This window comes from uncultured Comamonas sp., assembly GCF_964277875.1.
Lineage (GTDB): Bacteria > Pseudomonadota > Gammaproteobacteria > Burkholderiales > Burkholderiaceae_C > Comamonas > Comamonas sediminis.
The window spans coordinates 81,087-104,698 of sequence record NZ_CAXYJV010000049.1 but is presented as its reverse complement, the minus strand read 5'-3'; the positions used below and the strand labels follow the sequence as shown (position 1 = coordinate 104,698).

The window sequence follows — 23,612 nt, the reverse complement described above, 5'->3', positions numbered from 1 at the left end:
GGCATGCACCGCCTCAGCGCCGATTTCCTCTTTCTCAACGACCCAAGCGACCAACCATGAAGATCTCTCTGCACCACCTCGCCCTTTGCGCCGCCACCCTGGGCGCCAGCAGCGCCGCCTTAGCGCAGCCCGCTGCGCCCGCATCGGCGCCAGCCCCGGTCTGTGAAGCCCATGTACAAGGCCAGCCCGGCAAAAAGTTTGACCTGACCGAGCTGCGCGTGAGCAAGCGCTGCGCGCAGTTCACCGTGCACCTGCTGCACACCGGCAAAAAGCCTTGGCAGGAAGCGGGCCACAACTGGGTGCTGACGCGCAGCCAGGACACCGAGGCGGTGATCCGCGAGGGCCAGCGCTCCGGCCCCGAGCGCGCCTGGCTCAGCCGTGGCGATGCCCGCGTGCTGGCTGCCACCCAGATGCTGTCGGGTGGCGAGCATGCCTCGGTGAGTTTCCCGGTCGAGCGCCTGAGCCAGGGCGAGGACTACACCTATTTCTGCTCCTTCCCCACCCATGCGGAGCCTATGCGCGGCAAGCTGGTCGTTGTCGACTGAGAGCCGCTAACACAACCCTTGATACGTCGTTGCCTCGCCGGCCGCGCCCTGCCTTGTCGTACTACTGTACTGCCTGCGGCTTGGCGCCTAGTCGGGGGCGCCCAGCCTCAACCGCAAACCTTCGGTTTGCTGGGTCGTGTTACCGGCTCTGAACCGCTGAAACAGCGGCCCGGCCTCAGCTGGGCATGCGGTAGGCCAGCACCTTGAGCGCCCGGTCGGGCGAGACATCGGCAAAGATCGCAGGGTTGGCCACCTGCTCGATGAACTCCAGCGCCGGCGCCAGCTCGGCCATTTGGTCCTGCAAGAAGGCCAGCGGCAGCTCGGGGGCGTTCAGGCACAGCAGCGCAAAGCCGCCCGGTGCCAGCAGGTCGGGCAGGCGCTTGATCAGGCGCGCGTAGTCCTTGGTGGCGACAAAGCTGCCCTTTTGGTAGCTGGGCGGGTCCATGATCACCAGCTGGTAAGGCCCGGTGCGGGTGATCTTGCCCCAGCTGCTGAAAATGTCATGGCCCCAGAACTGGCCGCCGGCCAGCTGGTTGAGGCGGTGGTTCTGCTGGCCGCTGGCCAGCGCAGCCTTGCTCATGTCGATATTGACCACCTGGCCGGCGCCCGCCTGCAGTGCTGCGACCGAGAACGCGCAGGTATAGGCAAACAGGTTGAGCACCTTGCAGCGCTCGGGATCGGGCTGGCGCGCTATGAACTGGCGCACCCAGCGCCTACCCTCGGCCATGTCCAGAAACAGGCCGTGGTTCTGTCCGCGCAGCACATGCACCTGGTAGCGGGCATCGTCCTCCTGCACGGTATGGGGCTCGGGCAGGCTGCCCTGGACCAGGCGGGTCTCGGCCGCGCCCAGCGCCCGGCATTGGTAGACCCAGGTGAGCGGCTCACCTGGGTAGAGCTGCTGCCAGCGCTGCTGCAGCGCCTCGCCCACGCTGTGCAGCGCCTCGTCGGCCAGCGGCGCAAAGCTGGTCAGCACCACGGCCGGCGGGTACAGGTCCAGCGACAGGTGTTCGCAGCCCGGAAACAGGCCGCCTCGGCCATGGAACAGGCGTTGCGCCTGCTGGCTCGCGGGCATGGTGGCGATGGCCTCAAGTAATGCTTGCATGGATTCAAATGTCGGGAAGAGAAACGGGGGTGCAGTGCTGGACCAGAAATGTGGGCTGCGGGATACTTCTTACAAATATTCCCCGGCCCGCCCTCCAATTGTGCGGCTGCTCGGTTAGATTTCTTGGGTTATGAGTTTCGACAGATCACTGGTGGATCACCGCCAGGATTGAGGAGGAGGTTTTCATGTTCAGTAGCGCCAATGACATCAAGCCCCTGGTGACCGCCATCAACAACTGCCAGGACGAGGAAAGCATGATCAACCCGCTGACGGCAGCGCAGTGGGAGATCCTGGCCCCATATCTGACGCAGACCCAGCTGGCGGCATCCCAGGTGTTGTTCCAGCAAGGCACGCAGGAGCGCACCTTGTTCTTCGTCGAAAGCGGCAGCCTGAGCGTGCATTTCGAGGACGAAAAGCAGCGCATTCGCCTGGCCATCGTCGGCGCGGGCTCCATTGTCGGGGAAGGCGCGTTCTTCTCGCACCAGCCGCGCAATGCCACCGTGCAGGCGGTGGCCGGTTGCCGCCTCTGGGGGCTGTCCAGCATCCGCTTTACCGAGCTGTGCAACCGCCAGCCCACCGTGGCCGTCGCGCTGGCGATGGCCGCCGGATCGGTGCTGGCCAAGCGCCTGGGCAACCGCAAACGCCGCGTTGCCGCAACATAAAAGCTTGGCATGTGTCAAATGGCACGCGCTTTTCTGACAAGTGTATGCAATACTCCATCCCTACAATTACAAATGCCTGTTGCATGGTGAAACGGGTGACCGTTTTGCATTCTGATCAGGGTAGGGAGTGGCATGTCTATATTTGCCAAATGGTTCAGTCGACCAGAAAAAAAACCGGCCGTGGCTGCCTTTGGGCCGCAAACAATGTTCGCCGAGCCGTTGGGCCACAGCCAGCACGATATGCTGGCCGCCCAGAGCCCGTTGGTGGGCGCCAAGTCGATGGCTGCGGCGTCCCCGCACGACAGCGCCGCGCCGCGGCCCGGTGAGCGTTCGGCCCGGCGGGAAATGGTGTATTCGGCGGTGCGCGAGTCCATGGTGCGCTCGGGCATTCTGTCGGCAGCTTACAAATTCAAGGTGCTGGCGCTGGACAAGCGCGCGACGCAGTTCATTGTGATGGTGGACCTGGCGCAGCAGCACTGCGCCTCGCCGGACAAGCTCACCCAGATCGAAGCCTTGATCGCCTATTCGGCCAAGACCCGTTTCGAGATCGTCATCACCTCGGTGTACTGGCGCCTCAACGCCCAGCTCGGTGCCGTCAGCAGCAAGGCACCCCGTGTCGCCAGCGCTGGCGCCGCGCCGTCCCAGGCGCCGATGGCACCGGTGCCGCTGGGCATGGACCCGGTCGATGAGGCAGAGATTGCCGCCTTCAAGAAGGCCTTGCTCGACGCCGCGATGAACCCGGTGCCGGCGCTGGAGGGGGCACCGGCCAGCCAGCGCGCCGCGACCAGCACCGCGCCACGGCCGGCGCCGATTGTCCCGCCCGCACGCCGTGCCACTGACCCGACCCAGATCGCACGGGAGGCAGCACGCCGGGGCGGCGCGCCTGCGCCCACCGCCGACACCAGTTTTGGCGGCCTGAGCAATACCCAGTACGGCGATCTGCACTGAGCGTCCACGCCGCTGCAGCGCTGCAGCGGAGGCTCAGTGGCCCGCGAAATCCACCAAGGTGAACAGCGGCAGGCCTGCGTCGGTCAGCCGCTTGGAGCCGCCCAGCTCGGGCAGGTCGACAATGGCAGCGCCCTCCATCACCTGGGCGCCGAGTTTCTCCAGCAGGTTCTTGCCGGCCATCATCGTGCCGCCGGTGGCAATCAGGTCATCGACCAGCAGCACCTTGTCGCCGGGCTTGACTGCATCGGCATGCAGCTCCACCGTGGCGCTGCCGTACTCCAGCTCATAGGTCTCCTCCACCGTGGTGAAGGGCAGCTTGCCTTTTTTGCGGATCGGCACAAAGCCCACCTTGAGCTGGTAGGCAATGACGGCGCCGAGGATGAAGCCGCGCGCATCGAGCCCGGCCACCACATCGGGGCGCATGTCGCGCGACATGTAGCGGTGCACAAAGGCGTCGATCAGCACATGGAAGACCTGCGGGTTCTGCAGCAGCGGGGTGATGTCCCGGAACTGCACGCCCGGCGCTGGCCAATTGGGAACGGTGCGGATGTGGTGACGCAAAAAGGCGTTGACGTCGGGAGCGTGCATGGTGGGGCCGGAGAAGGGGGAGGACTCGCCATGGTAGTGCATGTGCGGTTGCTGCAGTCCAGCGGCGGTGCTTTGTTAAGCATGTTTGGCAATGACCTGCGTCCGCCGGGGCGCGGGCGCTCCGATAAAATCGGCCTCCATGAGCACCCTACAGCCCAAGCGCCCCCTCGAAGCGGCGCAGATTCTGCGCCTGGCGGCGTCCACCTTCGCGATCGAGGCCGAGGCCATTGCCGCGCTGACACAACGCCTGGACGGCAACTTTGTCCAGGTCGTGCAGCGCATGCTGGAGATTCCCGGGCGTGTGGTGGTCACCGGCATGGGCAAGAGCGGGCATGTCGGGCGCAAGATTGCCGCGACCTTGGCATCGACCGGTACGCCCGCATTCTTTGTGCACCCGGGCGAGGCCAGCCATGGCGACCTGGGCATGGTGACCGGCCAGGACCTGGTGCTGGCCATCTCCAACAGCGGTGAGAGTGGCGAGATTTCGGTGCTGCTGCCGGTGCTCAAGCGCCTGGGCGTGCCCATCGTGGCGATGACGGGCAATCTGCAGTCCTCGATGGCCCGCCACGCCGACTGGGTGCTCAACACCCAGGTGGACAAGGAAGCCTGCCCGCTGAACCTGGCCCCCACGGCCAGCACCACGGCGCAAATGGCGATGGGCGATGCGCTGGCCGTCGCGCTGCTGGATGCGCGCGGCTTCAAGGCCGAGGACTTTGCCCGCTCCCACCCCGGTGGCGCGCTGGGCCGCCGCCTGCTCACCCATGTGGCTGACGTGATGCGCAGCGGCGATGAACTGCCTACCGTATTGCCCAGCGCCAGTTTCAGCGATCTGATGCGCGAGATGAGCGCCAAGGGCATGGGCGCGGCTGCCATCGTCGATGCGAACGGGCTGCTGCAGGGCGTCTTCACCGATGGCGATCTGCGCCGCCGTATTGAGGCCGGTGCCGATTTGCGTGGCCTGACTGCGGCCGAGGTGATGCATGCGGCGCCGCGCCAGATATCGGCTGACGCGCTGGCGGCCGATGCCGCCGCGATGATGGAGGCCCACCGCATCACCAGCGTGCTGGTCACCGATGCGGCCCGGCGCCTGGTGGGCATCGTGCATGTGGGCGATCTGATGCGGGCCAAGGTGATCTGATGGCCAGCACCCTGACCTTGCCCCCCATCACCCCAGCCCAGCAGTGGCCCGCCGGGTTGCTGCTGCGTGCCCAGGGCATCAAGATCGTGTTTTTCGATGTGGATGGCGTGCTCACCGATGGCGGCCTGTACATCAGCGAGCAGGGTGAAACGCTCAAGCGCTTCCACACGCTCGACGGCCATGGCCTCAAGATGCTGCGCGAAGCCGGCATTGTGCCGGCGGTCATCACCGGGCGTGACTCGGCGCCGCTGCGCCACCGCCTGGCGGCATTGGGCATCGCGCATGTGCGCTATGGGACCGAGGACAAGCTGCCCGCTGCCCAGGCCATGCTGGAGGCGCTGGGCCTGGACTGGCACCAGGCCGCTGCCATTGGCGATGACTGGCCGGATCTGCCGGTATTGCGCCGCTGCCAGCTGGCCTGCGCCCCCGCCAATGCCCACCCCGAAGTGCTGGGCGTGGCACACTGGGTGACCACCCGCCACGGCGGCGCAGGCGCCGCGCGCGAGCTGTGCGATGCCGTGCTGGCCGCCAGCGGTGCCTATGTCAACCTGCTCGATCGGTACGGACAATGAAATCTCGTGTGCGACGCCTCATGGACCTGTCGTCCATCTACCTGCCGGTGATCCTGATGGGTCTGCTGGCGCTGGGCACCTGGTGGCTGGTGCGCAATGCCCCCAAGCCGCAGAGCGTGCGTGAGGCGGTGGTGCCCGGCCACGAGGTGGATTACTACATGAGCGATTTTTCGGTGCGCAACTTTGACGGCACCGGCGTGCTGACCAGCGAGATCCTGGGCAACAAGATGCGCCACTTCATCGACACCGACACGCTGGAGATCGATACGGCCACGATGCGCTCGTTGCGGCAGGATGGATCCACGACGGTGGCGACGGCCGACCGCGCGCTGTCCAATGCCGATGGCTCGGAAGTGCAGCTGTTCGGCAATGCCAAGGTGGTGCGCAGCAGCAACAAGCCGGGTGTGCCGCAGATGGAGTTCCGGGGCGAATTCCTGCACGCCTTTGTCAATGAAGAGCGTGTGAGCTCGAACAAGCCAGTCGAGATCATCCGGGGCAAGGACCGCTTCACGGCCGATTCCATGGTCTTCAACAACCTCACCCAGGTGGCCGAGCTCAAGGGCCGGGTCAAGGGTGTCCTGCAGCCCGCACGCTGAGCGCCCATGGCCACCCCCCTGAGCGACGCACCGCTGGTGCTGATCACCGGCGCCTCCAGCGGCATCGGCCAGGCGCTGGCCTGGCGCTACTACCAGGCCGGCTACCGGCTGGCGCTGGTGGCCCGCCGCAGCGCAGTGATGCAGGCATGGGCGCAGGCACAAGGCATGGACAGCAGCCGCTATGCCATCTATGGCGCCGACGTGGCCAGCCAGGACCAGATCATTGCCGCCTGCGCGCAATGCCTGCAGCAGCAGGGCCTGCCCGATGTGGTGGTGGCCAATGCCGGGGTGAGTTACGGCATCGACACGGCAGAGCGCGAGGACCTGGACGTCATGGCCCAGACCTATGCCACCAACGTGATCGGCATGGCCGCGACCTTCCACGCCTTTGTGCGGCCCATGCAGGCGCGCGGCAGTGGCAAATTGGTGGGTATTGCCAGTGTGGCCGGCATACGCGGCCTGCCCGGCCACGGCGCCTACTGCGCCAGCAAGGCGGCGGTCATCAGTTACTGCGAGAGCCTGCGGGTGGAGCTGCAGCGCAGCGGCGTGCAGGTGGTCACGATCAGCCCGGGCTTTGTGGCCACGCCGCTCACCAGCCATAACCGCTACGGCATGCCGTTCCTGATGCAACCCGAGGCCTTCGCCGACAAGGCCTTCGCGGTGATTGCCAAGGCGCGCAGCTATGCCGTCATCCCCTGGCAGATGGGCTGGGTGGCCAAGCTGTTGCGCTGCCTGCCCAATGCACTGTATGACCGCGCGCTGGCCAACCGCCCGCGCAAGCACCGCCACCGCGAACGGGTGCAAGAGCTGCCGCCAGGCCGGGACTGACGCAGGTCTGCGCCGGCCATGAAAAAAGCCCCTGTCGGGGCTTTGTCGTTGCTGGAGGCGCACCGCCAGGGTGTGCCTGCAGACATCAATAATCGTCGTTGTTGTCGTAGCCTTGGTTGCCGCCGCGGTTGCGCGAACCATTGCCGTAGGGGCTGCGGAAGCCGCCATCGCGGTCGCCGCCGCGATCACCGCCACCAAAGCCACGGTCATTGCCGCCACGGCCGCCATCGCGACCGCCACGGTCGCCATAACCACCGCCGCCGCCGCCGTAGCCGCCACGGTCACCGCCGCCGCCGTATCCACCGCCACCACCGCCGCCGTAGCCACCACCGCCGCCACCGAAGCCGCCGCGGTTACCGCCGCCACCGAAGCCACCACCGCGTGGGCCGCCAAAGCCACCACCGCCGCTGCGGGGAGGACGGGGCTCCATCGGACGCGCTTCGTTCACGACCAGATTGCGGCCGCCCAGAGGCTGACCGTTCAGACCGTTGACCGCTGCTTGGGCTTCGTCATCGCTGCCCATTTCTACAAAACCGAAACCCTTGGAGCGACCCGTGTCGCGTTCCATCATCACCTTGGCGCTGGTTACGCTGCCAAACTGACCAAAGGCCTGTTCCAGATCGTTGTCGCGAACCTGGTATGGCAAATTACCGACGTAAAGCTTGTTGCCCATTTGAGGGACTCCTGATAACTCTTAAATAATGCGATAGCGCCCTGTAGAACACCGGTCATTCATCGCAGTAGCCCGATGGAGGAATACTCCATCCTTTATTTTCTGGCATAAAAACCGACAATGGCATAGTTCCGCCCCTCAGTTGTGGCGCGGAAGCTGCAACCAGATGCAAAAAAGGCCTCAAAGAGGCCTTTTTTTCGGGAAAACCCGTCATCTAACCGTCAAAACCCGTAAGAGGTTTTGGAGGTGAGGTGTTTAGTAGCTGCCGCCACCGTAGCCACCACGGCCACCGCCGCCGAAGCCACCGCGATCGCCGCCGCCGAAGCCGCCACGGTCACCGCCGCCGAAGCCACCGCGGTCACCGCCGCCGAAGCCGCCACGGTTGCCACCACCGAAACCACCGCTGCGTGGAGGACGGGCTTCCATGGGACGGGCTTCGTTCACAACCAGGTTACGGCCGCCGTAGCCTTGGCCGTTCACGCCTTCGATAGCAGCTTGTGCTTCAGCGTCCGAACCCATTTCCACAAAGCCGAAGCCCTTGGAGCGGCCGGTGTCACGTTCCATCATGACCTTGGCGCTGGAGACGGTACCGAACTGGCTGAAAGTGCTTTCCAGATCGCTGTCACGGAAAGAGTAGGGCAGGTTGCCCACGTAAAGTTTGTTGCCCATTTGAGGACTCCGAAAAAAGTAAAAAAAGCGATGGAGCCTGATGCAATCAACAAACCTGTGACAACTTCCAAGACGGATCACCGCGCGCTGTAGTGTACCCGGGGGCACATTGAGCTTCACCATTATGGGTGAATCGCCTTACGCTGTGTTGACAGTTCCCGCAAGCGGGGCTTGGTATTTTCCCTGGCGGCAGTGGGTGTTGCGGCGCAGCATCGCTTTTGGGCGTATGATGCGCCGGTCTTTGGGGAGTAGCCTGCCGGGCGTGCAATGCGCCGCGGAGTGTGCGTCAACAAACTTGGGCCTTCGCGGCCTATGGCGTACACGGCACCTTGTGATGAGGATGCTGGGCGAGACCATTGACCACGTTGCGATCCAATGCCGGAGTCGCGATGCGGTCAATGCTGTCTTGCGATATCCGGCTGCAATAACGATCCCCACACCATGGAAGCCTTTCTCCTCTCGACCGCTGTCGTCGCCCTTGCCGAAATGGGCGACAAGACACAGCTGCTATCGCTCGTCCTCGCTGCCAAATACCGCAAACCCTGGCCCATTGTGCTGGGCATCTTTGTCTCGACCCTGGTCAACCATGCACTGGCCGGTGCCGTCGGTGCCTGGATCACCACGATGCTCGGCCCCGATGTGCTGCGCTGGATTCTGGGCGTGTCCTTCATCCTGATGGCCGGCTGGATGCTGATTCCCGACAAGATCCACGAGGACGAAGCCGGCAAGAGCAGCGGCCGCTGGGGCGTGTTCGGCACCACGGTGCTGCTGTTCTTCCTGGCCGAGATGGGCGACAAGACCCAGTTGGCCACCGTAGGGCTGGCCGCCAAGTACCCGGCTTCCTATTACTGGGTGGTCGCCGGCACCACGATCGGCATGATGCTGGCCAATGCGCCGGTGGTCTGGTTTGGCGACAAGATCACCAAGAAGCTGCCGATCCGCTGGATCCACCGTGTCTGTGCGGTGATCTTCCTGGTGCTGGGCGTGGCTGCGCTGTTCACGACGATGGACTGACAGCGCTGGCGGCGCCAGCAACACCGGCAACGCACAAACGCAAAGGGCTGGGGATCCTGCGATCTCCAGCCCTTTTTGGATGGGGCAGCGCCCCAAGCCTCAGCCTCAGTCCAAGGTCATCAGGCTCGCATTGCCGCCCGCTGCTGCGGTGTTGATGCTGATCGCATGCTCGGCCAGCAGGCGGAACAGCGGCACGCTGCCATCGGCGGCCTGGGCGGTGATCGGCACAATGGCGCCGGGGCGGCCCGCCAGGCTGCTGCCGCTGGGCAGCCAGCCGCTGGCGGCATCGGCGATCAGCGCATCGAAGGCTTCGGACTGCAGGAAGGCCTGCGCGCTGTGCGCAGACAGTTGCACCGAGGCACGCACCGATGCGGGCAGCTGTGCCAGCAGGTTGGCGTACTGGCTGTTGGCGGGCCACACGGCGGTGGAGCCAGCCGCTAGCACGGCGGCGAGCTGGGCCAGCAGCAGGCTTGTGGTGCTGGCCACGCAGCCCACGCGCTCGCGGCCGCTCAGCACATACAGGTTGCGCTCACCGGTCGGGCCGGGCAGCTCGGCCGCAAAGCCGTTGCCGGTATGGGCGGCATAGCGCTGGCACAGCGCTGCCAGCTCGCCCTGGCCTTGCTGGCTGGCCCAGCTTTGCAGCGCCTCCAGCGCAGCGGCCGGGGCGGCATCGGCCTGCTCCAGGCCATGGGCATGGCCGCGCTGGCCCGTCGCGGGCGCGGGCGCCTCATTGCCCGCCATGCGGGGCAGGTGGGCCAGCGCATCGACCGTGGCCGTGGCCGGCATGCGGCTGAGCAGGCGCAGCATGTACAGCGGGCCGCCGGCCTTGGGTCCCGTGCCTGACAGGCCTTCGCCGCCAAAGGGCTGCACACCGACGACGGCGCCGACGATGTTGCGGTTCACATAGATATTGCCGGCATGCGCAGCAGTGACCACCTGGCTGATGGTCTCGTCAATGCGGGTGTGCAGGCCCAGGGTGAGGGCGTAGCCGGTGGCATTGATGTCGGCCAGCAGCTGGGGCAGGTGCTCGCGGCGGTAGCGCAGCACATGCAGCACCGGGCCGAAGACTTCGCGCTTGAGCTCGGACAGCTGGCGGATGGCGATCACCGTCGGCGGCACAAAGGTGCCCTGCGCGCTGGCGCCGCCGTTTTGCCAGACCTGGTGGCCGGCGGCCTGCATGCGGGCAATGTGCTGGTCGATGACGCCCTTGGCTTCGGCGTCGATGACGGGGCCGACATCGGTCTTGAGCTGGCAGGGGTTGCCGACCTGGAGCTCCTGCATCGCGCCGCGCAGCATGTGCAGCAGGCGGTCGGCGGCCTCTTCCTGCACGCAAAGCACGCGCAGCGCCGAGCAGCGCTGGCCGGCCGAGTCAAAGGCCGAGGACAGCACATCGACCACCACCTGCTCGGCCAGCGCGGAGGAGTCCACGATCATCGCGTTCTGGCCGCCGGTCTCGGCCACCAGGGTCACGGGCTGGCCTTGGGCATCAAGGCGCTGGGCCAGGGTCTTTTGCAGAATGCGGGCCACTTCGGTCGAGCCGGTGAACATCACGGCCTGCACGCGGCTGTCGCCCACCAGGCGGGCACCCACCGTCTCGCCGGTGCCCGGCAGCAGCTGCAGCACATCGCGCGGCACGCCCGCCTGCCACAGCGCCTGCACGGCAGCGGCGGCGATCAGCGGGGTCTGCTCGGCCGGTTTGGCCAGCACGGTGTTGCCTGCGGCCAGCGCAGCAGCAATCTGGCCGCTGAAGATGGCCAGCGGGAAGTTCCAGGGGCTGATGCAGACCACCGGGCCCAGGGCCTGGTAATCCGCCTGGCCCCAGCTGCGCACCTGGGCGGCGTAGAAGCGCAGAAAGTCCACCGCCTCGCGCACTTCGGCAATCGCGTTGGAGCAGGTCTTGCCCGCCTCGCGCACCAGCACGCCCATCAAGGTGGGCATATGGGCTTCGAGCAGGTCACCGGCCTTGGCCAGGCAGTCGGCGCGCTGGGCAGCCGGGGTGGCCTGCCAGCGGGCGGCGGCGGCCTGGGCGGCGGCCAGCGCAAACTCCACCTGCTCGGCCGATGCCTGCGTGACCGTGCCGACCTGGTCGCTGTGGTCGGCCGGGTTCAGCACGGGCTCGCTCGGCAGGGTGGATGCGGGGGCGCCATCGGCCAGCAGGGGCTGGGCATGCCAGGCCATCTGTGCGCTGGCCTGCAGGTCGTGCTGCAGCGCGCGCAGGCGGTTGTCGTTGGACAGGTCCAGCCCGGCCGAATTGCTGCGGCTTGCGCCATACAGCGCGCGTGGCTGGGCAATGTGCGGGTTGGGCAGGCCCAACTGGCCTTCGCTCTGCGCCCATTGCTGGGCGGTGGTCACGGGGTTTTCCACCAGCTTGGCCAGGGGGATGTCCTGGTCGGCGATGCGGTTCACAAAGCTGGTGTTGGCGCCGTTCTCCAGCAGGCGGCGCACCAGGTAGGCCAGCAGGGTTTCATGCGTGCCCACGGGGGCATAGATGCGGCAGGGGCGGCCCAGGTTCTCGCTGGCCGTGCGGCCCACCACCTGTTCGTACAGCGGCTCGCCCATGCCGTGCAGGCACTGGAACTCGTACTGGCCGGGCTGGTAGCGGGCCGGGTCGGCCAGGTGGTAGATGGTGGCCAGCGTGTGGGCATTGTGCGTGGCGAACTGGGGGTAGACCGCATCGGGCGCGGCCAGCAGCTGGCGCGCGCAGGCCAGGTAGGACACATCGGTATAGGCCTTGCGGGTGTAGACCGGGTAGCCTTCGAGACCGTCGATCTGGGCGCGCTTGATCTCGCTGTCCCAGTAGGCGCCCTTGACCAGGCGCACCATCAGGCGGTGCTGGCTGCGGCGGGCCAGGTCGATGATGAAGTCCAGCACATAGGGGCAGCGCTTTTGGTAGGCCTGCACGACAAAGCCGATGCCGGCAAAACCGGCCAACTCGGGCGCAAAGCAGAGTTTTTCCAGCAGGTCCAGCGACAGCTCCAGGCGGTCGGCCTCTTCGGCGTCGATATTGAGGCCGATGTTGTAGCTTTTGGCCAGCACGGCCAGCTGCAGCACCACCGGGTAGAGCTCGGCCATCACGCGGTCATACTGGGCGCGGCTGTAGCGCGGGTGCAGGGCCGACAGCTTGATCGAGATGCCCGGGCCTTCGTAGACGCCCCGGCCATTGCTGGCCTTGCCGATCGCATGGATCGCGTTTTCGTAGTCGCGCAGGTAGCGCTTGGCGTCATCGCTGGTCATCGCCGCTTCGCCCAGCATGTCGTAGGAGTAGCGGAAGCCCTTGGCCTCCAGGCGCTCGGCATTCTTCAGCGCTTCGCCAATCGTCTCGCCGGTGACGAACTGCTCGCCCATCATGCGCATGGCCATGTCCACGCCCTTGCGGATCAGCGGCTCGCCGCCCCGGCCGATCAGGCGGGTGAGCGACTGGCCCAGCGAGCCTTCGCTGTGCGTGGCCACCAGCTTGCCGGTCAGCACCAGGCCCCAGGCGGCGGCATTGACGAACATCGACGGGCTCTTGCCCACGTGGGCCTTCCACTGGCCGTGGGCGATCTTGTCGCGGATCAGCACATCGCGCGTGGCCGTATCGGGGATACGCAGCAGCGCCTCGGCCAGGCACATCAGCGCAATGCCTTCTTGCGACGACAGTGCAAACTCCTGCAGCAGGCCTTGCACCAGGCCGGAGCGGCCGCTGTCGGCCTTGCGCTCGCGCAGCGTGCGGGCCAGCTGCAGCGCCAGCGCATCGCCGGCCTGGGCGATGGCGGCGGGTGGCGTGGCCTGGGGCAGCAGTGCTTGCAGCGCTTCGGTCTCGGGCTTGCGGTAGGCGGCGGTGATGGCCGCGCGCAGTGCCGAGGCGGGCTGCAAGGCCGACACCAGCTCATTAAAAACAGGAGCACTGGCGCCAGATGGGCTGCTGCCCGTGGCCGAAAATGGCGAGTTGGTGGAGGGCTGGTTGTCAACAACGGCGTTGGCAGTCATGGCGGGCTCGTGTTCAGAGTAGATAGTGAATGCCGCCAGTGTGATCGTTTGTGGTTTGAATTTCTCTCCATAATGTGGCCCATTCTTAGTGAAAAATTCTGCCCATGACCGCCATCATCGACCCGCCGGACGACCTCGATCGCATCGATCTGCGCATTCTGGCCGTGCTGCAGCGGGACGGCCGCATCTCCAACCTGAAGCTGGCCGAGGCGGTGTCGCTGTCGGCCACGGCTGTGCTGGCCCGGGTGCAGCGCCTGACCAAGGAAGGCTACATCACCGGCTACGAGGCGCGGCTGAACCCGCAAAAGCTGGGCGCGGCGATGCTGGTCTTCATCGAGGTGCTGCTGGACCGCACCACCCCGAATGTGTTTGACGAGTTCAAGGCGGCGGTGCAGGTGCGGCCCGAGATCATGGAATGCCACATGGTGGCCGGCGGCTTTGACTACCTGGTCAAGATCCGTGTGGCCGACATGAACCACTACCGCCACTTTGCCGGTGAGGTCTTGTGGCAGTTGCCCGGCGTGCGCGAGACCCGTACCTACGCGGTGATGGAGGAAGTCAAGAGCTCCAACCGGCTCTACCTGGGCGGCAGTTGACGCAGCCCATGCGCGGCCGATTTGCAGTACACTCAGATTTCACGGCGCCGATTTGCTTCAGCTTGCGGGCGCTTTATAAATCCAGCTAAAGACTCGGTAGGCGACTGCATTCCATCGACCCGGCCTCGTTTTTAGCGTTGCCGGGTTTTTTATGTCATTCGTTGCGACACCCCAATCAATGCATTTCCCGGAGGCGCTCCCTCTTCAAAGTGGCGCCTCCATCCGCGACTACCATCTGGCCTACGAGACCTACGGCCAGCTCAATGCCGACCGCTCCAACGCCATCCTGGTCTGCCATGCACTCAATGCCTCGCACCATGTGGCCGGCCACTATGAGGGCCAGGCCAAGAGCGAGGGCTGGTGGGACAACATGATCGGCCCGGGCAAGCCGGTCGATACCAACCATTTCTTTGTCATCGGCGTCAACAACCTGGGCTCCTGCTTTGGCTCGACCGGGCCCATGCACCTGAATCCGGACACCGGCGCGGTCTACGGCGCCGATTTCCCGGTCGTGACGGTGGAGGACTGGGTCAACGCCCAGGCGCTGCTGCTGGACCGGCTGGGCATCCGCCAGCTGGCCGCCGTGCTGGGTGGCAGCCTGGGCGGCATGCAGGCGCTGTCCTGGACCTTGCAGTACCCCGACCGCATGCGCCATGCGGTGGTGGTGGCCAGCGCCCCCTGTCTGTCGGCCGAGAACATTGCGTTCAACGAGGTGGCGCGCCGCGCCATCGTGACCGACCCGGACTTCCATGGCGGCCACTTCTACAGAGAAGGCGTGGTTCCCAAGCGCGGCCTGCGCATTGCGCGCATGATCGGCCACATCACCTACCTGAGCGACGATGTGATGAACCAGAAGTTCGGCCGCCAGCTGCGCGAAGGCCTGGACTTGAAATACAGCACCCAGGATGTGGAGTTCCAGATCGAGAGCTATCTGCGCTACCAGGGCGACAAGTTCAGCGACTACTTCGATGCCAATACCTATTTGCTGATCACCCGCGCGCTCGACTACTTCGACCCGGCCAAGCCGTTTGGCGGCGACCTGACCCAGGCGCTGGCCGGCGCCAAGGCGCGATTCATGCTGGTGAGCTTCAGCACCGATTGGCGCTTCTCGCCAGCGCGCAGCCGCGAGATCGTCAAGGCCTTGCTCGACAACCGCCGCACCGTCAGCTACGCCGAGATCGACGCGCCCCATGGCCACGATGCCTTCTTGCTCGACGATGCCCGCTACATGGGCGTGATGCGCTCCTATTTTGAAAACATGGCCCGCGAACTGAGCGCCGGCCTGCCCAGCAGCCAGGAGGCCGCATGACCGAGTCTTCTTCCACCTTCCAGGCGATCGCCAACCTGGTACCCAAGGGCGCCCGCGTGCTGGACCTGGGCTGCGGCGATGGCAGCCTGCTGGCCTACCTGCAGCGCGAGCGCGAATGCAGCGGCTATGGCATCGAGTTTGACGACGCCAATGTGCTGGCCTGCGTGCGCCGGGGCGTGAACGTGCTGCAGCTGAACCTGGAAGACGGCCTGGCCATCTTCGAGGACAACAGCTTTGATGTGGTGCTGCAGATCGACACCTTGCAGCATCTGCGCAATGCCGAGGTGATGCTGCGCGAGACTGCGCGCATCGGCAAGCAAGGCGTGGTCGCCTTCCCCAACTTTGCGCACTGGCCCAACCGCCTGTCGATCCTGCAAGGCCGCATGCCGGTGACCAAGCGCCTGCCCTACCAGTGGTACGACACGCCCAACATCCGCGTCGGCACCTTCAAGGATTTCGAGGTGCTGGCGCTCAAGAACAAGCTGCACATTCTGGACAGCTTTGGCCTGCAGAACGGCGAGGTGCGGCGCTGGCTGCCCAATGCCCGTGCCGGCACGGCGGTGTTCCACTTCGAGCACGCCTGAGCCCACGGCGCGCCACGCGGCGGGCTCTGCGCTGTACAACGGCAGCAGGGCTTTGCCGCAGGCGATAGCCGGGTGGCGCCTGCGCTGGTACGCTTATGCCTGCGGCTGCCCTTTTCGTGGCAGCACCTCCAGGAGATTCGCCCATGAACGCCCGCCTCGACGCCGCCCAGCTGCAAGCCGATGCTGCCCTCAGCCATATCAGCCAGCAGTGGGACCGCGACATTCTTCGCCAGCTGACCGACTACATCGCCATCCCCGCCAAGTCGCCGGGCTTCGATGGCAACTGGGAGCAGCATGGTTTCATCGACACTGTGGTGCGCAATGCCGCCAGCTGGATCGAGGCGCAGAAGGTCGAAGGGCTGAAACTGGAAGTGGTGCGCGTGCCGGGCCGCACGCCGGTGCTGTTCTTCGAGGTGCCTGCGACCCAGGCCCAGAGCGAGCAGACCGTGCTGATGTACGGACACCTGGACAAGCAGCCCGAGTTCTCCGGCTGGCGCAATGACCTGGGCCCCTGGACCCCCAAATACGAAGACGGCAAGCTCTATGGCCGGGGCGGCGCCGACGACGGCTATGCCACCTACGCCAGCGTGGCCGCCATCCAGGAACTCAAGCGCCAGAATGTGCCGCATCCGCGCATCGTCGGCCTGATCGAGACCTGCGAGGAAAGCGGCTCGGGCGATCTGCCGGTCTACATCGACATGCTCAAGCCCCGCCTGGGCGATGTGGGCCTGGTGATCTGTCTGGACAGCGGCGCCGGCAACTACGACCAGCTGTGGCTGACCACCAGCCTGCGCGGCATGGTCGCGGGTACCCTGAAGGTCGAGATCCTCACCGAAGGCGTGCACTCGGGCGATGCCTCGGGCGTCGTGCCATCGTCCTTCCGCATCATGCGCCAGGTGCTCGACCGCCTGGAAGACAGCAAGACCGGCCGCCTGCTGCCCGAGAGCTTTCACTGCGCGGTGCCGGCAGAGCGCCTGGCCCAGGCGCAGGCCACGGCCGGCATTCTGGGCGACGAGCTGTACAAGCGCTTCCCCTGGGCGCATTTCGACTGCAATGGCTCCAGCCTGTTTGCGCTGCCCACCACCACCGACCCCACGCAGGCGCTGCTCAAGCGCACCTGGGAGCCGACCCTGTCCGTCACCGGTGCCGAGGGCCTGCCCGCGCTGCAGGATGCCGGCAATGTGCTGCGCCCCTACACCGCCTTCAAGCTGAGCCTGCGCCTGCCCCCGCTGGTCGATGCCACGCAGTGCATGCAGGAGCTCAAGACCCTGCTCGAAGACAACGCGCCCTACCAGGCCAAGGTCACCTGGGAAGGCGCCAGCGGCGCCAACGGCTGGAATGCCCCCAACACCAGCGACTGGTTCCTGAACGCGCTCAACCAATCGAGCCGCGCGCACTTTGGCGCGGACTGCGGCTTTATCGGCCAGGGCGGCTCGATCCCGCTGATGGGCATGCTCAGTGCCGGCTTCCCCAAGGCGCAGATGATGGTCTGCGGCGTGCTGGGCCCCAAGAGCAATGCGCACGGACCCAATGAGTTCCTGCATGTGCCGTATGCCAAGAAGCTCACCGCCGCCGTGGCCCAGGTGATTGCCAGCATGCCCACCACGGCAGCCACCGTATAACGGCCACCAGCCCGCCGGGCAGCTGCTGCGTGCACCCGGGCACGCAGCGGCTGCCTTTTCTTTTTGACGACCACAACCACGACAGCGCGCCCGCCATGACCGAGCCCACCGCCCCCACCATCTTGTTTGACGGCACTGAACCGCTGGGTGCCAGCGCCGACCTGCAGGACAATGGCAAGCCCTTTTTCTTCCAGCTGCCCAATGGCCAGAAGGCCTTTGTGATCCGCTGGCAGGGCCAGCTGCACGGCTGGATCAACGAGTGCCAGCACGCCAGCGTGCCCATGGACTTTGATGGCGACATTCTGGAGAGTGGCCGCCAGTTCATTCTGTGCCCCTACCATGGGGCCATCTACCAGCCCGATACCGGCAAATGCGTCGGCGGCCCCTGCCGGGGTGCCAGCCTCGATGCGGTGGCGGTGGAAGAGCGCGATGGCGCGGTGTGGCTGAAGCAGGGCTGAGCGCCTGCCAGGTCACCATGCCCCAGCGCGCGCCCCAGACATCGCTTTGGCGCGATACTGGCGGCCTTCAAAAATGAGCGGCCGCGCCTGCCGGACCGCTCGCGCAGCGCCCCCGCCATGAAATCCCCGATCCGAATCGTTGATGTTGACCGCCTGGAGACCTGGACCAAGTACAAGGCCGGCCTCTGCGACAGCTGCGCAGCCAACTGCTGCACGATGCCGCTGGAGGTGCAGCTGCCCGACCTGGTGCGCCTGGGGCTGGTCGATGCCTTCGAGGTCGACAACATCGCGCACAAGCTGATCGCCAAGCGCCTGCTCAAGGCCCGGCTGATCGACCATTACAACCCCAAGCACAATATCTTCACGATGGCGCGCCGCGCCAGTGGCGATTGCCAGTTTCTCGATCCGGTGGCGCGGCGCTGCACCGTTTATGAAAAGCGGCCAGAGACCTGCCGCCTGCATCCGAAAAAAGGGCCCAAACCGGGTTTTTGTGCATATGGGCACAAAGATTTGCAATAAATGCCGCGCCCCTGATGATCCAGCGCTGTGCGGAGCGGACTGTTGGCTCAGTGCCCGGCCTGGCTTATACAGAGGCTTAATACTCCTCTAGAATGGCTCGCGCACCTGCCGCAGGTGCTGCCCGGTCCCTGCAAACGCAAGGCTGGGGCACTACTGAGCCAACTAGCCGATGCAAAAATCAAAAATTTTCTGGTCTTTGGGCGTGCTGGCGCTCCTGGCCGCCGTCTTCACGATTTATGGCCTGGGCCTGCACAACAGCCTGGTATTTGACGACGGCCGGCTGTCGGACGGCACCATTTTTGGCCGTTATGGCAGCCTGATCGAGCCCAAGGTGCGGATGCTGTCCTATGGCAGCTTTGTCTGGATACAGTCGCTGTTCGGCGAGAGTATGGCCGTGCAGCGTGCCTTCAATATCGTGCTGCACCTGGCCACCTGCTATGCCATTTGGCTGCTGGTGACCGAACTGTTCAGGCACACCGCGTTTTCCGATGAAGCGCGGGCCGAGCCGGGTTTTGACACCCATATCCGCATCGCTATTTTTGCCGCCGTCGCGCTGTTTGCGGTGCATCCCGTGGGCGTCTATGCAGTAGGTTATCTGGTCCAGCGCAGCATGGTGATGATGACCTTGTTTTCCGCACTGGCCTGCTGGGCCTATATCCGCGCCTTGGCCGGTGCAGGCCTGCAATGGGCAGCGCTGGCGGTGGTCTTCCTGCTCTGCGCATTGGTCAGCAAGGAGCATGCGGTGGTACTGCCAGCCCTCGCTTTGCCGCTCTATGTGTTTGTCAAACGGCCGTCCTGGAAAAAACTGCTGGCGATTGGCGCGGCGATCGTGGTGCTCATCGGCGTGCTGACCGCGCTGCTGTGGACGCAGCTGGGCGCCTTTGTCGGCGCTGTGGCCACCGATGACACCTCCTGGGCCTATGTGCGCCAGCTCGAGCAGCTCTACCCGGGGATCACCGCGTCGATCTACCCGCTGAGCCTGCTCAACCAGGGCAAGCTGTTCTTCGAATACGGCCTGCTGTGGTTCCTGCCCAATGTGCAATGGATGGCGTTGGATCTGCGTCCGGTCTTCCCGCTGGGCTTTGGCAGCCTGCCCCATCTGCTGGGTGGCTTGGGCTACGTGGCACTGGTGATTGGCAGCGCGGTGCTGCTGCTGCGCAAGCGCGATGCCTGGGGCCTGGTGGGCCTGGTGCTGCTGTGCACGGCGCTGCTGTTCAGCACCGAGTTTGTTACCAGCTGGCTGCAAGACCCCTTTGTGCTCTACCGCAGCTACATCTGGGCGATGCTGCTGCCGGCCCTGCTGGCACTGGTGCTGCTGCTCTTTCCGCGCAAGCTGATGGTGGCGCTGGCCTGCGCGGCCGGTCTGGTGCTGACGGCGCTGGCCGCAGAGCGCAGCCTGAGCCTCAAGACCGAATACAGCGCCTGGAGCGATGCGGCCCAGAAGGTGGACCTGCAGGCGCCATTCAATGCCTTTGGCCGCTGGCGCCCGTTCATCAACCGGGGCGCCTACCTGCTGGAGAACCTGAACTACGAGCAAGCGCTGCAGGATTTCGAGAAGGCCGTTGCGCTGCAGGAGCCACTGGGCTCTGCGCAGTTCAACCGGGGCATGGCGCTGGAGCTGCTCAAGCGCTACCCAGAGGCCATCACCGCATTCGACAGCGCCCAGAAGCAGGGCTTTGACAATGCAGCGCTGGCCTACCACCTAGCGACCGCCTACAAGATGACGCAGCAAATGGAGCCCGCGTTCCAGGCTTATGCCAAGGCGCTGAACATGCAGCCCGAAGCGGTGCTGTTGCCCAAGATTCTGCTCGAGCAGGCCGAGGTGGCCATCCCCTCGGGCCACTACGATGTGGCCATTGCCAATTACCAGCGCCTGCTGCAGATGTCGCCGGGCAACACCCGCCTGGAAGTGGGCCTGGGCATCGCATTCATTGGCAAGCGCGATTTTGCGCAGGCCCTGCAGATCTTTGATGCATCGCTGGCACGCCAGCCCAACCCGCCGGCCTACTACGGCAAGGCCCTGGCCTACCGCGAGCAGGGCGACCGGGCCCAGGCCATTGCCAACCTGCAACGCGCCAGCGCCATGGACCCGGCCAATCCGGTCTACCAGCGGCTGCTGCAGCAACTGCAAGGCGGCCAATAACATGGAGCGCAATTGGTGGCGCCGGCCTGGCGCCGAGCCCTTGCATGCACTGCCCGAGCAGACGCCGCAGCGGGTGCTGCATGTGGGCAAGTTCTACCCGCCTTACCGGGGCGGCATGGAATCGTTTCTGGCCGATCTGATCGAGCAGCAGCGTGCCAACGGCATCGATGCCCGCGCGGTGGTGCATGGCGACCCCTTGCCCGATGACCCGCCCTGGCTCATCCGCGTGCCGGTGCAGATCACCCTGGTGTTCGCGCCGATTGCGTTGGGCTTTCCGCTGGCGTTGCACAGGGCGATACGCGCCTTCAAGCCCGATGTACTGCATCTGCACATGCCCAATAACGCGGCATTCTGGGCCCTCATCATGCCGGCCGCGCGCCGCGTTGCCTGGGTGACGCACTGGCACTCGGATGTGCTGATCTCCCAATGGGACCGCGTGCTGCAGCTGTGCTACCAGATCTACCGGCCGTTCGAGACCAAGCTGTTGCGGCAAAGCGCGGCCATCCTGGCCACGTCGCCACCGTATATGGCCGCCAGCGTTCCACTGCAGCGCTGGTTGTTCAAAACACTGGCCATTCCGCTGGGCTTGAAGCCTTTGGACCAGGAGGTGCTGGAGCAGGCCCAGGCCGAGGCGCCGCAACTGCAGCTCTGGGGCGATGCGCGGCTGCGCGTGCTGTCGGTGGGCCGGCTGACTTACTACAAGGGCTTTGACACCCTGATCTCGGCGGTGGCCGGCTTTGCCGATGTGCAGCTGATCATTGCCGGTGAAGGCGAGCAGCGCAAGGAGCTCGAAGCGCTGATTGCGCGCGAGCGTGCACAGCAAGGCTGCGCCCATGTCGAGCTGCTCGGCCAGGTCAGCGAAGCGCAAAAGCATGCGCTGTTCAACAGCTGCGACATCTTTGCACTGGCTTCGCGCGAGCGCACCGAGGCCTTTGGCCTGGTGCTGATCGAAGCCATGCAGCATGGCAAGCCCTGCATTGCCTCCGACCTCGATGGCTCGGGCATGTCCTGGGTCGTGGGGCAGTCGGGCAGCGGCCAGTGCTATGCGCCCGACCAGGTCCAGGCCTGGAAAGAAGCCATCCGCCAGGCGCTGGCCGCCAAGGCGCAGCTGGCCGAGCGGGGCCTGGCGGCGCAGCAGGCGGCGGACGCCTATTTCACGATCGGCCAGTGCGAGCGCCGCATTGCCGAGGTCTACGCCAGCATCCGGCCTGCCACGGAGGGGCTGCCCCTTCTGCGCCCGCCAGCGGCGGCAGCCCGGCCCCTGCAGGTGGCCGTGGTGCAGCAGGCCGCGCAATGGCCGTTGCTGCAGCGGTGGCAGGCTGCCCATCCCGGGAGCCTGCTGCTCTGCGTCGATGCCAGCGGCCAGCGCAGCCCGGATCCGCAAGCGCTGGGCGGCCTGGCGTATGTGTCACTGGCCGAGCTGGGTTGGTCCGATGTGGTGGCACTGATCCAGCGGCTGGCCGGCGAGCAGGTGCTCAGTGCGCTGTCCATCCGGGCGGCTTCCGATCTGCTGGGCGAGACGGGCAGTGAGCTGCCCCAGGCAGCACCAGCGGGCATCTGGCAGCGCTGGCTGGCGCGGCGCGGTATCCGCCACCTGCAGTTGGGGCGCACCGCCTTGCTGCTGCGCGGTGAGGAAGTGGCCGCCTGGGCCCGCGCACGCCATGCGCTGGTCGGCCGGCATTTGTTTGTGCGTTAGGGCCGCCTGCTGTTGGCTCAGCAGCCCAGCAGCATCGGCGGGCGCACGACGGCCAGCACACTGGCGGCCATGCCCGCGCCCAGCAGCAAGCCCCGGCGCCAGCGCGGCCAAAGGCGGGTGACATGCTCCATGCCCAGCGCAGCGGGCGCCGCGGCAAAGAAGATGCCGTAGTTCAGCACGCGCAGCATCCAGTTGGTGTCCAGCAGCCACCACGAGGCGGCAACGGCCAGCAGGCCCAGCAGCGCAATGCCCGCCAGCACACAGACCAGGAAACGCGCCATGCCGGGATCGATGCGGTGGTGGTGAAAGCCACCCAGCCAGCGCCCGGCGCCCACCAGCAAAAACCCGGCAAACAGCAGATTGCCGGATTGGAACAGCACAAACCGCAGCCAGGAGCCGCCATAGGGCGCCCAGGCCGCAGGCGGCAGCAGATAGGCCTGCATCGTCAGCATCAGCAGCGCAGCGATGCACAGCGACCATCCGGCAGCGCGCTGGTGGCGCAGCAGGCCTGCCACTGCGGCCGTGGGCCAATGGATGTCGCCGTGCCACCAGCGGCGGCTGGCCCAGGCCGCTGCCGCCACGGCCACCAGCATGGCCAGGGAGGCCGGCAGGCTCAGCGGCCAGTGCTGGAAATGGGCCTGGCGCAGGTCGCGCAGCATATCGGTATAAGGCCCGCCGGGCCAGGCATAGACGGCAAAGCTGGCGATGCACAGCACGGCAGCGGCCAGGTGGCGCAGGCTCCAGCGGCGCTGCGCCATGCCATGGGCTGCCACCAGCACCAGGCAGAGAAACACCAGCACCGCATGGCTCAGGATATGGGTGAAGGCCACCCCCGGCAGCGCCAGGAAAAAGGCCAGGCCGCCCCGGTGCTGCAGCCAGCGCCAGGCCGAGACGGTGCCCAGAAACACCGCCAGCTGCCCCCATTGCTGCGGGCGTGCCTCCATCAGCGGTGCCCAGAAGTAGCTTGACAGCGCCAACGTGGCAAACACCGGCACCAGGCTTTTGAGTCCCAGGCGGTAGTAGCCCCAGCTCAGGCCGCCGACGACGATAAACACGCCGCAGACCCCCATCCAGGGCATCACTTGCGCATGGCTGGAATTGGTCACCCATGCCGCCTGGCGCAGCGTGTTCACAAACGCAGGCCCGGAGACCGGCCAGGCAACGCCCTGGTCGAGCTGCTGGGCGATGCCGATCCAGTTGCGCTCGTCGTTGACGCACAGCGGGTAGTTCAGCAGCATGCGCATGGAGCAGGCCAGCAGCGCAAACAGCGCCGACCAGGCCAGCAGCGACCAGACCCGGGTGCGCAGCGCCAGATAGGGCAGAGGAGGGGCGCCGACGGGCGTTGTCAGGGGCGGGCTGGTCAAAGGCATCAGCGCTGCAG

Annotated in this window: 22 protein-coding genes and 1 riboswitch; of the genes, 16 read left to right on the top strand and 6 right to left on the bottom strand. The window is 65.9% G+C overall.

Annotated elements, in window-relative coordinates:
* The first annotated feature begins 56 nt into the window (after nt 1–56).
* Complete coding sequence (azu, locus tag ACHWUQ_RS20920) at nt 57–545, top strand: azurin (protein WP_394682341.1); 489 nt, start codon at nt 57–59, stop codon at nt 543–545.
* 175 nt (nt 546–720) lie between these two features.
* Here azu and ACHWUQ_RS20915 read toward each other — a convergent pair whose 3' ends face one another.
* Nucleotides 721–1,647, bottom strand: coding sequence for a class I SAM-dependent methyltransferase (locus ACHWUQ_RS20915; RefSeq protein WP_312414935.1), 927 nt, complete (start codon nt 1,645–1,647; stop codon nt 721–723).
* A gap of 185 nt (nt 1,648–1,832) precedes the next feature.
* Here ACHWUQ_RS20915 and ACHWUQ_RS20910 point away from each other — a divergent pair, with 185 nt between their 5' ends.
* Together ACHWUQ_RS20910 and ACHWUQ_RS20905 are read left to right on the top strand one after the other, a co-directional pair.
* Complete coding sequence (locus ACHWUQ_RS20910) at nt 1,833–2,309, top strand: Crp/Fnr family transcriptional regulator (protein WP_021024746.1); 477 nt, start codon at nt 1,833–1,835, stop codon at nt 2,307–2,309.
* A 204-nt stretch (nt 2,310–2,513) separates the two neighbouring features.
* Complete coding sequence (locus ACHWUQ_RS20905) at nt 2,514–3,257, top strand: hypothetical protein (RefSeq protein WP_239809917.1); 744 nt, start codon at nt 2,514–2,516, stop codon at nt 3,255–3,257.
* Between the two features lie 33 nt (nt 3,258–3,290).
* On the opposite strand, the gene ACHWUQ_RS20900 is transcribed toward ACHWUQ_RS20905, so the two are convergent.
* The gene (locus ACHWUQ_RS20900) at nt 3,291–3,845 is read right to left on the bottom strand and encodes an adenine phosphoribosyltransferase (RefSeq protein WP_394682340.1); all 555 of its coding nucleotides are present in this window, start codon (nt 3,843–3,845) and stop codon (nt 3,291–3,293) included.
* Between the two features lie 139 nt (nt 3,846–3,984).
* Between ACHWUQ_RS20900 and ACHWUQ_RS20895 the strand changes: the two genes are divergently transcribed.
* Genes ACHWUQ_RS20895 through ACHWUQ_RS20880 form a run of 4 tightly spaced genes read left to right on the top strand, consistent with a single transcriptional unit; the run spans nt 3,985 to nt 6,979 of the window.
* Entirely contained in the window at nt 3,985–4,983 is a 999-nt protein-coding gene (locus ACHWUQ_RS20895) for an SIS domain-containing protein (protein ID WP_394682339.1), read from the top strand.
* Nucleotides 4,983–5,555: an HAD family hydrolase gene (locus tag ACHWUQ_RS20890; protein ID WP_239809915.1), complete on the top strand. Its 573-nt coding sequence runs from the start codon at nt 4,983–4,985 to the stop codon at nt 5,553–5,555. The genes ACHWUQ_RS20895 and ACHWUQ_RS20890 overlap by 1 nt, the downstream gene beginning before the upstream one ends.
* On the top strand, nt 5,552–6,151 hold the full coding sequence (lptC, locus tag ACHWUQ_RS20885) for an LPS export ABC transporter periplasmic protein LptC (protein WP_312835114.1): 600 nt from the start codon (nt 5,552–5,554) through the stop codon (nt 6,149–6,151). The genes ACHWUQ_RS20890 and lptC overlap by 4 nt, the downstream gene beginning before the upstream one ends.
* A 6-nt stretch (nt 6,152–6,157) precedes the next feature.
* Nucleotides 6,158–6,979, top strand: coding sequence for an SDR family oxidoreductase (locus ACHWUQ_RS20880; protein ID WP_394682338.1), 822 nt, complete (start codon nt 6,158–6,160; stop codon nt 6,977–6,979).
* 85 nt (nt 6,980–7,064) lie between these two features.
* On the opposite strand, the gene ACHWUQ_RS20875 is transcribed toward ACHWUQ_RS20880, so the two are convergent.
* Together ACHWUQ_RS20875 and ACHWUQ_RS20870 are read right to left on the bottom strand one after the other, a co-directional pair.
* Nucleotides 7,065–7,652: an RNA recognition motif domain-containing protein gene (locus tag ACHWUQ_RS20875; RefSeq protein ID WP_394682337.1), complete on the bottom strand. Its 588-nt coding sequence runs from the start codon at nt 7,650–7,652 to the stop codon at nt 7,065–7,067.
* A 255-nt stretch (nt 7,653–7,907) separates the two neighbouring features.
* Nucleotides 7,908–8,321: an RNA-binding protein gene (locus ACHWUQ_RS20870; protein WP_256460942.1), complete on the bottom strand. Its 414-nt coding sequence runs from the start codon at nt 8,319–8,321 to the stop codon at nt 7,908–7,910.
* A 231-nt stretch (nt 8,322–8,552) separates the two neighbouring features.
* A riboswitch (yybP-ykoY riboswitch) is annotated at nt 8,553–8,666 on the top strand.
* Nucleotides 8,667–8,762: 96 nt separating this feature from the next.
* Here ACHWUQ_RS20870 and ACHWUQ_RS20865 point away from each other — a divergent pair.
* The gene (locus tag ACHWUQ_RS20865; RefSeq protein WP_394682336.1) at nt 8,763–9,335 is read left to right on the top strand and encodes a TMEM165/GDT1 family protein; all 573 of its coding nucleotides are present in this window, start codon (nt 8,763–8,765) and stop codon (nt 9,333–9,335) included.
* Nucleotides 9,336–9,440: 105 nt separating this feature from the next.
* Here the strand turns inward: ACHWUQ_RS20865 and putA are convergent, their stop codons facing one another.
* Nucleotides 9,441–13,304, bottom strand: a complete 3,864-nt coding sequence (gene putA / locus ACHWUQ_RS20860) for a trifunctional transcriptional regulator/proline dehydrogenase/L-glutamate gamma-semialdehyde dehydrogenase (RefSeq protein ID WP_394682335.1) — start codon at nt 13,302–13,304, stop codon at nt 9,441–9,443.
* A gap of 104 nt (nt 13,305–13,408) precedes the next feature.
* On the opposite strand from putA, the gene ACHWUQ_RS20855 reads away from it, so the two are divergent.
* The 8 genes from ACHWUQ_RS20855 to ACHWUQ_RS20820 all read left to right on the top strand — a co-directional run bounded on the left by ACHWUQ_RS20855 (nt 13,409) and on the right by ACHWUQ_RS20820 (nt 22,231).
* A complete protein-coding gene (locus ACHWUQ_RS20855; protein ID WP_230780145.1) occupies nt 13,409–13,900 on the top strand; it encodes an Lrp/AsnC ligand binding domain-containing protein in 492 nt (163 codons plus the stop codon).
* Nucleotides 13,901–14,051: 151 nt separating this feature from the next.
* Nucleotides 14,052–15,209, top strand: a complete 1,158-nt coding sequence (locus tag ACHWUQ_RS20850) for a homoserine O-acetyltransferase (RefSeq protein WP_394682334.1) — start codon at nt 14,052–14,054, stop codon at nt 15,207–15,209.
* Nucleotides 15,206–15,793, top strand: a complete 588-nt coding sequence (gene metW, locus ACHWUQ_RS20845) for a methionine biosynthesis protein MetW (RefSeq protein ID WP_239809909.1) — start codon at nt 15,206–15,208, stop codon at nt 15,791–15,793. Before ACHWUQ_RS20850 ends, metW begins: the two co-directional genes overlap by 4 nt.
* Before the next feature lie 143 nt (nt 15,794–15,936).
* A complete protein-coding gene (locus ACHWUQ_RS20840; protein ID WP_394682333.1) occupies nt 15,937–17,415 on the top strand; it encodes a M20 family metallopeptidase in 1,479 nt (492 codons plus the stop codon).
* Nucleotides 17,416–17,510: 95 nt separating this feature from the next.
* Nucleotides 17,511–17,873: a Rieske 2Fe-2S domain-containing protein gene (locus ACHWUQ_RS20835; protein ID WP_312412143.1), complete on the top strand. Its 363-nt coding sequence runs from the start codon at nt 17,511–17,513 to the stop codon at nt 17,871–17,873.
* Nucleotides 17,874–17,990: 117 nt separating this feature from the next.
* Nucleotides 17,991–18,392, top strand: a complete 402-nt coding sequence (locus tag ACHWUQ_RS20830; protein WP_021025658.1) for a YkgJ family cysteine cluster protein — start codon at nt 17,991–17,993, stop codon at nt 18,390–18,392.
* 169 nt (nt 18,393–18,561) lie between these two features.
* Nucleotides 18,562–20,535 carry a tetratricopeptide repeat protein gene (locus tag ACHWUQ_RS20825; protein ID WP_394682332.1) on the top strand — a complete coding sequence of 658 codons (1,974 nt, stop codon included), beginning with the start codon at nt 18,562–18,564 and terminating at the stop codon, nt 20,533–20,535.
* Between the two features lies 1 nt (nt 20,536).
* Complete coding sequence (locus ACHWUQ_RS20820) at nt 20,537–22,231, top strand: glycosyltransferase (protein ID WP_394682331.1); 1,695 nt, start codon at nt 20,537–20,539, stop codon at nt 22,229–22,231.
* Between the two features lie 17 nt (nt 22,232–22,248).
* Here ACHWUQ_RS20820 and ACHWUQ_RS20815 read toward each other — a convergent pair whose 3' ends face one another.
* On the bottom strand, nt 22,249–23,601 hold the full coding sequence (locus ACHWUQ_RS20815) for a hypothetical protein (RefSeq protein WP_394682330.1): 1,353 nt from the start codon (nt 23,599–23,601) through the stop codon (nt 22,249–22,251).
* Nucleotides 23,602–23,612 lie beyond the last annotated feature (11 nt).